The sequence below is a fragment of the Vibrio crassostreae genome (genome assembly GCF_024347415.1).
GTDB classification, from domain to species: Bacteria; Pseudomonadota; Gammaproteobacteria; order Enterobacterales; family Vibrionaceae; genus Vibrio; species Vibrio crassostreae.
On sequence record NZ_AP025477.1, the window covers coordinates 603,775 to 618,656 of the forward strand.

The window sequence follows — 14,882 nt, forward strand, 5'->3', positions numbered from 1 at the left end:
GCAGGTTTGCTACAATCCGCGCCTATTTAATCTTTGAGCATCATACTATGTCTGAATCTACTAAATCTTTTAACCAACTAGGATTGTCTGAGCACCTTCTTGCTACGCTATCAGAGCTTAACTTTACGGCTCCAACCAGTGTTCAAGAACAAGCGATTCCATTGGTATTAGAAGGCAAAGATGTACTGGCGGGTGCTCAAACGGGTACGGGTAAAACGGCTGCGTTTGGTTTACCGATTATTCAAAGGTTAATCGAGACGAAAGACAACGTTATTCCAAACCCGAAGCTCGTTCGTGCGCTTGTATTAGTACCAACTCGTGAATTGGCACAGCAGGTGTTTGATAACTTAACTAGCTACGCAAAGGGCACCGACATCAAAGTTGTGGTGGCTTACGGCGGCGTTAGCATGAAGGTTCAAACTGATAACCTACGTGGGGGCGCTGATATTCTTGTTGCGACGCCTGGTCGTCTTATTGACCATATGTTTACTAGGAACATCATGTTGAGCCAAACGGAAGTGCTGGTGCTAGACGAAGCTGACCGTATGTTAGATATGGGTTTCATGCCTGACATCAAACGTATTCTTTCTCGCATGAATGACGTTCGTCAGACGCTGTTCTTCTCTGCAACGTTTGATAACAAAATCAAAGCGATTGCGCATCGTATGATGCAGAAGCCAAGTGAAATTCAAGTTACGCCAAAAAACAGCACCGCTGAAACCGTAACACAGATGGTTTATCCGGTAGATAAGTCGCGAAAAAGTGAATTATTGGCGTATTTGATTGGTTCAAAAAACTGGCAACAAGTGTTGGTGTTCACAAAGACTAAGCAGGGCACCGACGCTCTCGTTAAAGAGCTTAAGTTAGACGGTATTAAAGCGGCGTCAATCAATGGTGATAAGAGCCAGGGTGCGCGTCAAAAAGCATTAGACGATTTCAAATCAGGCAAAGTTCGTGCGTTGATCGCAACCGACGTAGCAGCTCGTGGTATTGATATCCAGCAGTTAGAACAAGTTGTAAACTATGACATGCCATACAAAGCTGAAGATTACGTTCACCGTATCGGACGTACTGGTCGCGCAGGTAACAGCGGTTTAGCGATTTCGTTGATGAGTCAGGATGAAGCTTACTTATTGGGTGACATTGAGCGACTGCTTGATACGCGCTTGCCTCAAGAGTGGCTAGAAGGCTTTGAACCTAGCCTAGAAAAAGATCTAGCACCAGATCGCGGTGGTCGCAGTAAGAGTCGTTCATCAGAAAAACGTAAGATGAAAGCAAAGCTTAAAATTCACCAAAACCGCGGTAAAGCACGTCGTTAACAAACTGGAACATGCTCCAGTTTAAAATTCTATACATATAAAAATGCGCCGTTACAGTTGGCTCTGTAACGGCGCATTTTTGTTTCAAGTAAATCAATTTATGACCAATGCAGATAAAAATACTGGGTTAATTATGTTCTTGATTGCACTTCCATACACAGGGCACTTCGTAAATCAGTTCTTCTAAGCTAGTTGGGTTTAGCACCCATTGCTCTTCGATTCTAAATTTACTTACCATTTGTGAGTTGAATAGTTGCCAATGCTTGATTAAGGACTCTTCGGGGGAGGTGACCATGTCGCCTTCATTCCACGTACTCTCCATGAACGGTGTTAGGCACACCGCGGCGTTAGCGTAAATGATCATTTGCCATTTTACTTCGTAAATGTTGATCAGATTCTCTGGATTAGCGTCGTTATATTGTTTTGCCAGTCCATTAATTTCTTTCTCAACATCACCAACATTGTCGATAAAATAATCAACCAAGTTATCTTCTTGACGAACAGAATCTGAGATTAGCTGCATTGGTCTGCGTGAATGAATCATGTTGGTGAAAAGGCGCATACTAAACAAATAGATAGAGATGTTTGGTGCAATGTCTTTTGGCAGCTCTTCCATGATTTTACTGATGTAAGACTGAAAATAATCGTGTAAACAATCACTTATTGCATGCCATATCTTCTCCTTACTACCAAAATGGTGGCGGATAAGGCTATGGGATACACCTGCCTTTTCACTGATGTTTCGCAGTGATACACGATCATAACCACAGTCACAGAACATATCCGCAGCAACACTCATGATCAGAAAACGCGTTTCTTCAGCGTCTTTCGCACTTCTTCTACCTTGTTTCTTTTCAGTCATCTTCATTTCACACATTTACCTGATTACCACATTCTACACTGTTTTCCTTAAAATAAAAAATACTGCACAGGTGGAAAGTAAAGCTTGAGAATTCTTTAATATTAAATATACTGCCCACCTGTGTAATAAATCATAATAATTAAACGGAGAGACATCATGCTGTCCAATTTGTCTATTCAAGCCAAGACGGGTAAGCAGATAGGAGTGGCGTTTGCTGCACTATTACTCGCAGGCTCTTTGACCGGATGTAATAAGGTTCAGTCAGAAGAAACGGTTCAAGTCGTTAAACCCGTCAAGCTATTTGAGATCCCTCAGCAGACGGATATCGCGCTTGATAGCTTTATCGCAAAAGTGGATGCGACCGACCGTGCCGCGCTTTCATTCCAAGTGGGTGGAGATATTGAAACGTTCTCTGTTCGTATGGGACAAGAGGTGAAGAAAGGTCAAGTACTCGCTGTGCTAGATGCAACGGACTACCGTATTGCGGTTGATGCAGCACAAGCCAAATTTGATCTGGCGAACAGCCAATACAAGCAAGCGTCAGAGTTGTACTCGAAGAAGCTTGTAAGCACGGATTACTACGACCAAGCCGTAAACACCTTTACTGCCGCTGAAGTTGAGTTGGACCAAGCACAAACAAACCTTGGTTACACCACATTAGTTGCTCCATTCGATGGCGTGGTATCGATGGTGTTTGGTAAGCAATACCAGTTAATCGCTGAAAAGCAGCCGGTACTTAATATTTTGAATCACAGCGAGATGGATGTGACTTTCTCGATTCCTGTATCAAAGCTTGAAGACCGCTCTATCCAAGATTTAACTAGCTCAAACATGTGGGTTGTGATGGATAGCCACCGCGGCATTCGTATCCCAACGCGTTTTAAAGAGATCTCAACGCAACCAGACGAAGACACCAACAGCTACCAAGCGGTTGTGTCTATCGAAAAACCTGAAGGTATTAATCTGCTTTCTGGTATGACGGCACAAGTTGAAGTTCAGAAAAATAAGTCGGACTACGGTATTGGCATTGTTGATTCAGCTTGGTTAAGCAAAGAAGCAGACCACGGTGAACTGTGGCGTTACAACCCAGAGTCTCAATTGATTTCTAAAGTACAAGTCACTCTTGATGAACAAGGAATGGTTATTGAAGGCCTGTCTTCTGGCGATTTAATCGTAGAAGCGGGTGTCGGTGTGTTATCTGATGGGCAACAAGTAAAAGCTTGGTTACGTGAGGGCGGTATTTAATGAACCTTTCCAAATTATCAGTTGTGGTTGTATCTGCGTTATTGCTTCAAGCGTGTAACAGTGAAACAGTTCACCGTGAGCAACCTTCACTTTTGGTATCGACCTTTGAAGTTGCTGCACCACTGACTGATCAATTCAGAAGTTTTAACGGACAGGTGATGCCTGCTGAACTCACACCATTGGCATTTAAGCTTGCTGGTGAGATTCAACAAGTATTGGTTGAAGCCGGTGACAATGTAGAAAAAGGTCAGCTATTGGCGACCTTAGACAACGCGACATACCTTCAAGATCTGACAGACGCTAAATCTCAATTCAAATTAGCGAGCAAGCAACTGGCGCGTGGTTCTGAGATGTTTGACAGCAAGATGTTGTCGCAATCAGAACACGATCAATTGACCGCTAACTACAAACTGGCATCGGCTAATTTGGCTGCGGCAGAGCGTAAGCTGAGTTACACAGAGCTTTTAGCGCCACTTTCTGGAACGGTTTCAACGGTTGATAAGCAACGCTTTGAAAACACGACACCGGGTGAAACGCTTCTTAGCTTGTATCAGAACGATAAGGTGTATGTGCGAATTCAAGTATCAGATTCGATCTTAGCGTCTATAAGCCCAGATATGCGTTCGAACAGCTATCGACCTAACGCAACCTTTGGCGGCCACTCTGGAAAATACCCTCTGACGTATCTAGAGCACACCAGTGAACTGCACCCGCAATCTCGCACCTACGAGTTTTGGATGCAGATGCAACAACCAGAAAGCGAAATTCTGCCGGGTACCAGCGTTACGGTAAATGTCGATATGGCGAAAGCGGGCCTGAGTGATGTTCAAGGTTACCAGTTGCCAATGACGACTCTACAAGCAGGTGCTGAAGCGAACCAATTTTACGTGTGGAAGATGGAAGATGGCCAAGCTTACAAAAGCGAAGTTGAAGTCGACAAGATCAGCGGCCAAGGCGCACTTATCGCGCATGGCGTTGAACAAGGTGAGCTACTCGTAAATTCGAATCTAAGAAAACTCCGTGACGGAATCAAATTGTCAGGAAAAGCAGAATGAACATCGCAGAATATTCAATAAAGAACAAAGTAATCAGCTGGCTGTTTCTAGTCATTTTGGGCATTGGCGGTGTGACGTCTTTTGGTAATCTATCCCGTTTAGAAGACCCAGCTTTTACCATTAAAGATGCAATGATTATTTCAACTTACCCTGGCGCTACGTCAATGGAAGTTGAGGAGGAACTGACTTATCCCCTTGAGAAAGAGATAAGACAGCTCCCTTATATCGACAAGATCACTTCGACCTCGTCGAATGGCATGTCTCAAATTATGGTCAGCATGAAGATGGATTACGGTCCAGACGAGCTACCACAAATCTGGGATGAAATGCGTCGTAAGATCAACGATCTACAGCCAACGCTACCAAGTGGTGTCAACTCAGTTCAGATCATTGATGATTTTGGTGACGTATTTGGTGTGATGATCATGCTGACTGGTGATGGCTACGATTATGTCGAGCTAAAGCAGTACGCAGATTACTTAACGCGTGAAATCGAACTAGTCGATGGTGTGGGCAAAGTAAGCATCGCGGGCGACCAACAAGAGCAATTGTTTGTTGAGATGTCACTGGAGCGTTTAGCGGCGCTTAACCTAGATATGTCGACGGTAACGTCACTGTTAGCGCAACAAAACAGTGTGGTGTCGGCAGGCGAGGTGATGTTGAATGGCCAAAGCTTAACGATCAAACCTAACGGCACGCTGAGCACAGTTGAAGAGCTAGAAAACCTGATCATTCATGGTCGTGATACGGGTAACCTGATTCGCTTGAAAGACGTCGCTGAGGTTACTCGCGGTATCCAAGAAAAACCGGGTAATGTATTAACTTACAACGGTAAACCAGCGATCAACCTAGGCATTGCGTTCTCTTCAGGCGTAAACGTCGTTGAGATTGGTAACGCGCTAGATGCGGAGCTAGACCGATTAGAAAGCATTAAACCTGCCGGTGTAGAGCTGAACTACTTCTACAACCAAGCGCAAGAAGTAGACAAATCAGTGGCTGACTTCCTAATCAGCCTAGTAGAAGCCGTTGCTATCGTTATCATCGTACTGCTTTTTGCAATGGGCTTACGCAGTGGTTTGATCATTGGTTTGGTACTGCTACTGACGGTATTCGGTACGTTCATTCTTATGGACTACAACGATGTCGAACTGCACCGTATCTCGCTAGGTGCCTTGATCATCGCACTCGGTATGCTGGTGGACAACGCGATTGTTGTCGTTGAAGGTATTTTGGTTGGCTTGAAGAAAGGTAAGACCAAACTTCAAGCAGCAAAAGACATCGTGACACAAACACAATGGCCACTATTGGGCGCGACCATTATTGCTATTACCGCTTTTGCGCCGATTGGTTTATCGAAAGACGCGACAGGCGAGTTTATGGGCTCACTGTTCTGGGTATTGTGTTTCTCATTGTTCTTAAGTTGGGTTACGGCACTAACACTAACGCCATTCCTTGCTGAGATGTTGCTAAAAGAAGAAGACAAGGTCGATGAAAACGAAGACCCTTACAAAGGTATCCTGTTTGTTGTATTCGGCGCGTCTCTGAAATTAGCATTGCGCTTCAGATGGTTAACGGTAGTGAGCATGATTGCTCTGCTAGCTGCATCAATTGTTGGTTTTGGTATGGTGAAGCAACAGTTCTTCCCGCCATCAAACACACCGATGTTCTACGTCGACATGTGGATGCCAGAAGGTACCGATGTTCGTGAAACGATCAAGCAGACTGAGAAGGTTGAAAGCTACATTCGTCAACAAGACGACGTAGAGTTTGTAACCACAACGGTTGGGCAGGGCATGCAACGTTTCGCTCTGACGTACCAACCAGAGAAAAGCTACGAAGCGTACAGCCAGTTACAAGTAAGAACCACTGACCGTGACACCATGTTTAAGGTTCTGGCGGAGTTAGACAAAAACCTAGCGAATGAATTTGAGCAACCGACGTTCCAGTTCAAACTTATTGAATTTGGTCCGTCACCGGCTTCAAAGATTGAAGCGCGTATTATCGGTGCTGACCCTCAAGTATTGCGTAGCATTGCAGTTGAAGTAGAAGATGTCTTACTTGCCGATCCAGGCTCACGAAATGTTCGTCACGATTGGCGTGAACGCACCAAAGAGCTAGTGCCACTGTTTAACGAATCAAAGGCACGTCGCCTTGGCATTTCAAAAACTGATTTGTCTGAGACGTTACAAATGGCGTTCGGCGGTTACAACATCGGTTTACTGCGTGATGGTACTCATATGTTACCTATCGTTGCGCGTTTACCTGAAGAAGAGCGTTTTGACTTTGAATCACTGAACAATGTGAAGATTTGGAGCCCATCGCTACAAACTTACATTCCGGTTGAGCAAGTGATTGATGGTGTAGAGCTTCAATGGTCTGAACCACTGATTCAACGTCGTGACAGAAAGCGTACGTTAACCGTACTGGCTGACCACGATGTACTTGGTGATGAAACGCCAGCAAGCTTGTTTGCTCGTGTGAAACCAAAGGTAGAAGCATTAGACCTACCAGAAGGCTACAGCATCAGTTGGGGTGGCGAATACGAAAGCTCAAAAGACGCACAAGAATCTCTATTTGGTTCACTGCCAATGGGTTACTTGCTGATGTTTATCATCACTATGCTTCTGTTTAACTCGCTTCGTAAGCCACTTGTGATTTGGTTTACGGTACCACTTTCTATCATTGGTGTTTCGATTGGTCTGTTAGGAACTAATATGCCATTCAGCTTCACGGCGTTCTTGGGCTTACTAAGTCTAAGCGGCATGATCTTGAAAAACGGTATCGTACTGCTTGACCAGATCAACACTGAACTATCAACAGGTAAAGACCCATATTTGGCGGTTGTCGACAGTGCGATTAGTCGTGTACGACCGGTATCTATGGCAGCATTGACGACTATCTTGGGTATGATTCCTTTGGTATTCGATGCATTTTTCGGCTCGATGGCGATTACAATCATGGCAGGCTTAGGCTTTGCTACAGTACTAACGCTAATAGTAGTACCAGTGATGTTCGCTATTCTATATAGAATCAAACCGTCCACTGCGGGTTATTAGGGAATGATATAAAACAGATTCTTTTAAGCCAGCCCAGTCAATTTTGACTGGGCTTTTTTATGGGTGTGATTTGGCGATACAAGATCGTGCCAAGAAACTATAGCGTCAGCGAGCGTTGCGTTAAGAAAGAGATAGGTACTAAAAAGCCGCTAACCAATGGTAAAGCGGCTTCCTAGAGAATTAGAGAATAGAGGGCAGTTCTAGATTGCGAGGCGGAGATCTAACTCAATCGGCTTTGGCATCGCTAAGTGATAGCCTTGATACATATCGAAGCCTAAGCTTTGCATTGCTGCGAGCTGTTGTTCGGTTTCGATACCTTCGATTACGGTCTTAGCACCAATTTGATTAGCAAGATCGAGAACCAATTCCATCTCGCTTGTGTCGCCTTGTTCAAAATCCAACATGACAGAGCGATCTATCTTGATGATATGAGGATTAATATGACGAACGCGCTGTTCTGTTGACGCTTGTGTTCCAAAATCATCAACAGCAATTTGAAAGCCGTTCTCTGCGAGAGAGTGAGCAGCATCTTTCAAGCGTTCTTCACTTTCTGCATTCAGTTCTACCAGTTCCATGACGATTTGTTCGCATGAAAGGTTAAGTTCATGAAGGCGTTTAGCCAACAGGCTGTCACTGACTTTTTCTGCGGCAAACAACTCACCAACGTTCGGAAGAACGTTTAGGAAGAGGTGTAAATGACGAATATTCGATTGTGCGAAGTTACGGATATGGATAGCGCGACTCAGCCTCTCAACATTGATCTTATCGTTGCACAACGTATCGTCGGAATGGAAGAAGTGATCAGGACGAACAATATCCCCTTTGCTATTCGAAATACGCACCAAAGCCTCAACGCCTATCTGAGTCATGGAACTGTCAAATATAGGTTGATAGACGCTTCTAAGTGTTAGGTCTTGGTATTTCGCAATAAACTGCATATCGGCATCCACAGATATACAGCTAATAAATTCACTTCTGTCTGATAAAATCATAGTCGCTAATAAAGATGTTTATTCAATGACGGAATATACGTCATGGCTGTCACAATATTGACAGGTGTAAGTAAATTGTCAATTAATAAAAATTCATTTGTAGGGTCAATATTTAAATAAATATAATTAACGAAAAATCAGCATGATAAATGACATTAACCATTAAATTTACTTATCATTAACTGCGCTTGATAGTTGCTGTGAATTTAATGGCTGAGTAACGTCTCTCATATTAACCCCAACCAATATAAGGCTAGAACGCTGATACACCAGAGAAAAGTAGGGTTAAAGGTTTAGATTGTGGGGGAGTGTCAAAGTTACAAAATGGAGATACTAAGCGAGTTACATAGAAATGATATCTATCTCTCAAAATCGAGACAGTGAGTCGATCGGCTATTAATAATTAAAACAGGAAGTTCGAATAATTAATGAACACGGAGTAAGTATCTTTTATAAAATATTGGGATGAAGGTCTAACAATTGACTTTCAATATTGAATGAAAAAGTTGACCCGTATTCTTACTGCCATTGAAGTACCGCATAAAGTTGTAGGTATTTACGAACCAACTGTTGATTCCCTGACCGTTTTAACGGGTGACCGAATTTAATAAAACAGGGGCTGATACTAAAGTTAGTATTTAAATCAGCAGCGAATTGAGAATCACTCTCTCTTAGCGTTATTCCTTGCTGGCTGTATTCAGTAATCTCATCTGGGAGCTCTCCCATCCACCAATGTAAAAGTTCACCGCTGTTTTTACTTCGGGTAATCCAATGGTCAGACACAATGATCAAAACGTCATTTGGCTGAATGGCAAATCCATACTCTTGCTGCCACTTATGAATGTCTAGCATCAACTTTTTACGACAAGTTTTCCCTGCGCTCACCATATGATGGCTGATCATCCAAACGGTGCCGATTTCAGAGGAGATTCGGAAGTGTCGAGGGTTTTCACCAGAGGAGAGCATTTCGAGTGGGCTGATGCTGCTTGCATGATTAAAGCTAACGAAGGTGTGCTCCATACGGCGGGCGAATGCCTTACCGATGTGATGCTCACTGATTCCTTGGTTATGTACCGTAGGATAATGACGCTCACAGAGTTTTAGACAATCGTCTTGAAACTGATTGACGCTTTTAATCACGAGATCTAATAACAATGAAGTCCCTTATACACAGTTACTATCTTATTGATGGGCAATAGTACGGTAATTGCGGTGCCATTACCTATCGTCAAAGTGCGAGTTCTTGATCCCTCTATCAAAATTAGCGATTGCCGAGCGATTTTATGGATAGCACTGGTACTTCACTGGTCTGTATTCTAAATTATGAGGAATTATAGCTAGTTAGGAAAACGACAACTAGTGAACAAAGTTACGATGAGTTAGCTAGATTATAGTTTAGTCAGCTAATCACGATCGAACTACTTACACTTTATTTGGAAATAGTCATGACCATTCAGTTAGATTCGAAACAAAAGTCGGAGCTCACCCATGCGCTTCAAAAGTATCTGCAAGATGAACTCGATGTGGAGCTTGGTCAGTTCGACACGGAATTCTTGGTCGACTTCATCAGTAAAAAGTTTGGTGCGGTTTACTACAACAAGGGGATAGAAGACGCTCAAAAAGTCATGGAACGTAAAATGTTAGACATCTCAGATGAGCTCTATGAGATCGAACAAATTGTTGAAATCTAACGTTTAGCCCAAACTTGTTCAAAAAATTTGAATAACTCGTTTAATTTGAAATGATGTTACCAATGTAAAGCTTGGTAAATAATATGTTACACAAACTTGGTGTAGGGTACGCTTTTCGAAACTACACTACTCGTTAATATTCGGAAGAGATACATGGACAACAACGTTAGAAATTACAACCCTTTAGCAAGAGCGATGCATTGGATTTCAGCACTCGCTATTTTTGGCTTATTTGGTGTAGGCCTGTGGATGGTTGATCTTTCTTACTACAGCGAGTGGTACAAAACAGCGCCAGACTACCACCGTTCGGTAGGCATTCTTTTGGCTGCAGTTACCGTTATCCGCTTGCTTTGGAAACTAGTTACCGCGTCACCAAAGGTTGAAGGTAAAAGCTATGAAGTTGCAGCAGCGAAGATAGCTCACGGCTTTATGTACATTAACTTAGCGGTTTTGTTTATTTCAGGTTATTTGATTTCGACATCAGATGGCCGTGGGATCGAGGTATTCAATTGGTTCACTGTACCAAGTATGGGTGAACTGTTTGCAAACCAATCTGATCTCGCAGGAACGGTTCACTACTATGCTGCATGGGTACTGATCATTATGGCATCAGTGCACGCATTAGCGGCGATAAAACACCACGTTATCGACAAAGACGATACGCTACGAAAAATGATAGGAGCTTCAAAATGAAAAAGTCAATTATCGCTACAGGATTAGCATTTGCAATGGCAATGCCTTTCGCTGCGAACGCCGCTGATTACGTGATTGATACAAAAGGTGCGCATGCTTCAGTTAACTTTAAAGTTAGCCACCTAGGTTACAGCTTTATCCAAGGTCGTTTTAACACGTTCTCAGGTGATTTCTCGTTTGATGAAAGCAACGTTGAAGCTTCAAAAGTGAACGTAACGATCGATACAACAAGCCTTGATTCAAACCACGCAGAACGTGATAAGCATATCCGTAGCTCTGACTTCATTGATACAAGCAAATTCTCAGACGCAACATTCAACAGCACAAAAGTTGTTGATAAAGGCGAAGGCAAACTTGAAGTAATGGGTGACCTTAAACTTCACGGTGTCACTAAGCCTATCGTTATCGAAGCTGAATTCATCGGTGCTGGTCAAGATCCATGGGGCGGTGAGCGTGCTGGTTTCGTTGGTACAACTCGTCTAGAACTTGCTGACTTCAACATTCCAGTAATGGGCGCTTCAAGCTACGTAGACATGGATCTACACGTTGAAGGTGTAAAGAAGTAATCTAGCTATTTATAATCGCTGACTACTATCAATCTTTTATGTAACACCAGAAGTTAAATAGATACTTAGAAAGCAACAGTTAGAAATAGAGAAAGGCGCAAAGTATTCACTTTGCGCCTTTTTTATTGAAGTAACTGGCAACGCGTTTAGGTTTGTTTTGTGTCAAACCTTTTACTACGTTTTAAGCCACCATTTACTTCTAGCCAGTCAACGTTGCCATGACTGATTTTCTTAAGTGAACGACTAATCCCTAATCATCCAGCCTTGTTTTAGTTAAATTAGTATTCGTTAGCTCATCCTTCTTAGTTAAGCTGTTTCTAGTTCAGCTTGTGGAACCACGTTTAGGCGGTCACCGTAGATAGGGCGTAGCGCTTGCATCACCTCTGTACGAGTCAACACACCGACCATTACGCCATTTTCTAGTACTGGAAGCATATGTGGCTGGCTTACTTTCATCGCTTTTGCACGCTCTTCTAGAGAAAGAGAAGTCAGGCGAGTTGCGTAGCCCATGCTTGTAGTAGGGTAAAGTTGCTCTTTGTCGATACATAGGAATTCAGCAACATCAACCAGCTTATCGCTAGCAGAGATAGCGACTACGTCACGGCTCATTAGGTCTACCACTTTCTGGCCTTTAGTCGGAATGTAGTCTTGGCACCAAAGGTCAACCATTACGTCATGAACAGAGAAGATACCTACTAAACGGCCTTCAACATCGCAAACAGGAGCGCTAACAAGTTGAGCGTCTAAAAGTGAATCAATCGCAACAGATGTAGGCATTTCTACGCTAAGTGTAATTGGTTGAGTGTTCATGATTTGCTTGATAGTAGTTGCTGTGTTCATAGTGATTTCCTTAACTGACGTAATTTCTGTTGTTTGTGTAATAGCGGTAATTTTTGCTGCTTTAAGTTGTGGGCGACGGTAGATGCTCCAATTGGCTAAGCCGACCAATACCGAACCACCTACGATGTTGCCGATTGTCACTGGTATTAAGTTTGCGGTGACAAATTTCATGATGTTTAGGTCTGCGTACTGGGCTGGTGTCGCGCCAATTTGCATCCAAAAACTCTCTGGTGCGAATGCCTGAATCGTGATGCCTAATGGGACCATGAACATATTCGCCACACAGTGTTCAAAGCCTGAGCTAACGAACATTGCAACGGGTAACACGGTCATCATTGCTTTAGTCATGGCGTTAGCAGAGCTGAACGTTAACCAAATTGCTAAACACACCAATAAGTTACAAAGCACACCCAAAGCAAAAGCTTGAACGGGGCTGTGGTGCAGCTTGTGCTGTGCAATGTTCAGAGCGTTTAAGCCCCATTGGCCACCATCTAATTGATATAAGCCTGCTGCGCTTACCAAAGCCAAAAGGAACATGGCACCAATGAAGTTACCGACGTAAACCTTGCCCCAGATAGACAGCATCTTGGTGAAGGTTATCTGCTTGTTAGCCCATGAGATGCTTGATAACACGGAACTGGTAAACAGCTCGCCGCCGCAAATCACAATCAGGATTAACCCCATGCTGAATGCAAGGCCACCGGCTAAGCGACTCAATCCCCATCCAGCATCAGCGCTACCTGTGGTTACCGTGATGTAGAATAGAAAAGCAAGCCCGATGAATGCGCCAGCCATGATTGCCAAACTCAATGTCATGCTGCTGGTTTTATTTGCTTTGCTTAATGCAAACTTCTCGGCTTCCGCCATCATTTCTGTTGGCGAGAACAGTTGCTGATTTTCAGAAGTGCTGGTTGCCATATCCCCCCCTTGAACAATCCGTCATGTGTAATTCCTAGTGTTAATGACTTGGTTAATCCGTAATGGTTAATCAGTAATGTTTTGCAGGGCTCGTTTGTGTCCTGCCATTCCAGATTAGGGGGTTGAGGGGTAGAGGTAAAATTGATAATTTTTAGAAACCACATCAAAATTATTGATATAGATTTGGTTACGCGTAGAATGAAATTGATTGCTCATCGGCTTAATAAAAAATGAGCATCAGGACACAAATAATTAAAAGCATTAAGGATGAATTTTGCGTTATTCATTAAAGCAACTCGCGGTATTTGATGCAGTGGCAGATTCCGGGAGTGTTAGTCAGGCAGCAGACAAGTTGGCGTTGACTCAGTCAGCGACAAGTATGTCTCTTGCACAGTTGGAAAAAATGCTCGGCAGGCCTTTGTTTGAAAGGCAAGGCAAGCAAATGGCCCTCACTCATTGGGGCATGTGGCTAAGGCCAAAAGCAAAGCGTTTACTGCAAGATGCTCAGCAAATTGAGATGGGTTTCTACGAGCAGCATTTACTGAGTGGAGAGCTCAAACTCGGTGCTAGCCAAACCCCAGCAGAACACCTGGTTCCAGACCTCATCAGTATTATTGATAACGACTTTCCTGAGATGCGAATCTCGCTTGGCGTGCAAAGTACCGATGCAGTCATTGATGGCGTACTAGATTATAAATATGATCTAGGCGTTATCGAAGGTCGTTGTGACGACAGTCGAGTTCACCAAGAAGTGTGGTGTACAGACCATTTAACGGTGGTTGCATCAGCCCATCACCCGTTTGCGAAGCGTGAACGGGTGAGTTTGGCGCAGTTAGAGCAAGCGAAGTGGGTATTGCGCGAACATGGCTCGGGTACTCGCAAAGTTTTTGATAGCTCTATTCATCATTTAATTGGTGATCTTGATGTTTGGCGAGAGTATGAACATGTTCCTGTTTTAAGAAGTTTGGTTGCAAACGGTCCATATTTAACGTGTCTACCTTATCTCGATGTCGAGCAGTTTATTGAATCAGGCCAACTTGTTACCCTGAATGTTCCTGAGCTTGAAATGGAACGTACGCTTTCGTTTATCTGGCGTGCTGATATGGCAGAAAACCCGCTTGCTGAGTGTATTAAGCGAGAAGGCAAGCGCATGATGAAAGGCAAACGGTCGGTTCTGTAAGGTAGATTTGATAAAGGCTAGGGGCTGTTGACCTTTCGTGGTTAAGTTTTGTTCGAGGTAAAATCGTTTTAGGCGCGGCGAAGAGTATGTAGCCTAGTCATTCTAAGCAAATATTCTTCAACAAAGCATAAAGCGATTTTAACCGAACCCTTCGGGCAGCCCTTGTGGTTCATTTCTACTGCGTTATCGTCTTTTCATGTAGGCTAACTACACATCAAAGCCTCTGTCTTGTATAAATTTCCCACAAGAGCTGCAAAATAAAGCTCGAAAGGTTAACAGCCCCTTATAACCAAATGTGTTGAATAAGCGATTCCGGTCTCTATCTAGTGATAAATGCACATTCGCGTACATTATTAATGTGATCGCGATCGTCTAAAAGAAGACGTTCTTCCCATAATATGCTTACTTGATTTTAAGTGAGGCTAAATCCGGTTGCGATGTATTACGTAATTAGGCTTTAGAAAT

Annotated in this window: 12 protein-coding genes; 8 read left to right on the forward strand and 4 right to left on the reverse strand. The window is 43.4% G+C overall.

Annotation, left to right across the window (positions count from 1 at the left end):
• Window positions 1-47: 47 nt before the first annotated feature.
• A complete protein-coding gene (locus tag OC193_RS18360; RefSeq protein ID WP_048662012.1) occupies window positions 48-1,319 on the forward strand; it encodes a DEAD/DEAH box helicase in 1,272 nt (423 codons plus the stop codon).
• Window positions 1,320-1,446: 127 nt separating this feature from the next.
• Here the strand turns inward: OC193_RS18360 and OC193_RS18365 are convergent, their stop codons facing one another.
• Window positions 1,447-2,187, reverse strand: coding sequence for a TetR/AcrR family transcriptional regulator (locus OC193_RS18365; RefSeq protein ID WP_048662019.1), 741 nt, complete (start codon window positions 2,185-2,187; stop codon window positions 1,447-1,449).
• 150 nt (window positions 2,188-2,337) lie between these two features.
• On the opposite strand from OC193_RS18365, the gene OC193_RS18370 reads away from it, so the two are divergent.
• Genes OC193_RS18370 through OC193_RS18380 form a run of 3 tightly spaced genes read left to right on the forward strand, consistent with a single transcriptional unit; the run spans window position 2,338 to window position 7,537 of the window.
• Complete coding sequence (locus OC193_RS18370) at window positions 2,338-3,426, forward strand: efflux RND transporter periplasmic adaptor subunit (protein ID WP_048662011.1); 1,089 nt, start codon at window positions 2,338-2,340, stop codon at window positions 3,424-3,426.
• A complete protein-coding gene (locus OC193_RS18375; protein WP_048662010.1) occupies window positions 3,426-4,481 on the forward strand; it encodes an efflux RND transporter periplasmic adaptor subunit in 1,056 nt (351 codons plus the stop codon). Before OC193_RS18370 ends, OC193_RS18375 begins: the two co-directional genes overlap by 1 nt.
• A complete protein-coding gene (locus tag OC193_RS18380; protein ID WP_048662009.1) occupies window positions 4,478-7,537 on the forward strand; it encodes an efflux RND transporter permease subunit in 3,060 nt (1,019 codons plus the stop codon). The genes OC193_RS18375 and OC193_RS18380 overlap by 4 nt, the downstream gene beginning before the upstream one ends.
• A 200-nt stretch (window positions 7,538-7,737) precedes the next feature.
• Here the strand turns inward: OC193_RS18380 and OC193_RS18385 are convergent, their stop codons facing one another.
• A complete protein-coding gene (locus OC193_RS18385; protein ID WP_080967403.1) occupies window positions 7,738-8,475 on the reverse strand; it encodes an EAL domain-containing protein in 738 nt (245 codons plus the stop codon).
• Window positions 8,476-9,048: 573 nt separating this feature from the next.
• Entirely contained in the window at window positions 9,049-9,684 is a 636-nt protein-coding gene (locus OC193_RS18390; protein ID WP_048662007.1) for a hypothetical protein, read from the reverse strand.
• Between the two features lie 290 nt (window positions 9,685-9,974).
• On the opposite strand from OC193_RS18390, the gene OC193_RS18395 reads away from it, so the two are divergent.
• The 3 genes from OC193_RS18395 (at window position 9,975) to OC193_RS18405 (ending at window position 11,479) form a co-directional block, all read left to right on the forward strand.
• Window positions 9,975-10,220, forward strand: coding sequence for a DUF2164 domain-containing protein (locus OC193_RS18395; protein ID WP_048660209.1), 246 nt, complete (start codon window positions 9,975-9,977; stop codon window positions 10,218-10,220).
• Window positions 10,221-10,373: 153 nt separating this feature from the next.
• On the forward strand, window positions 10,374-10,913 hold the full coding sequence (locus OC193_RS18400) for a cytochrome b (RefSeq protein ID WP_048660207.1): 540 nt from the start codon (window positions 10,374-10,376) through the stop codon (window positions 10,911-10,913).
• A complete protein-coding gene (locus OC193_RS18405) occupies window positions 10,910-11,479 on the forward strand; it encodes a YceI family protein (protein WP_029223680.1) in 570 nt (189 codons plus the stop codon). Before OC193_RS18400 ends, OC193_RS18405 begins: the two co-directional genes overlap by 4 nt.
• A 306-nt stretch (window positions 11,480-11,785) precedes the next feature.
• Here OC193_RS18405 and focA read toward each other — a convergent pair whose 3' ends face one another.
• Window positions 11,786-13,237 carry a formate transporter FocA gene (gene focA / locus OC193_RS18410; RefSeq protein ID WP_048662006.1) on the reverse strand — a complete coding sequence of 484 codons (1,452 nt, stop codon included), beginning with the start codon at window positions 13,235-13,237 and terminating at the stop codon, window positions 11,786-11,788.
• 274 nt (window positions 13,238-13,511) lie between these two features.
• Between focA and OC193_RS18415 the strand changes: the two genes are divergently transcribed.
• Window positions 13,512-14,417: a LysR substrate-binding domain-containing protein gene (locus tag OC193_RS18415; protein WP_048660205.1), complete on the forward strand. Its 906-nt coding sequence runs from the start codon at window positions 13,512-13,514 to the stop codon at window positions 14,415-14,417.
• The last annotated feature ends 465 nt before the right edge of the window (window positions 14,418-14,882 follow it).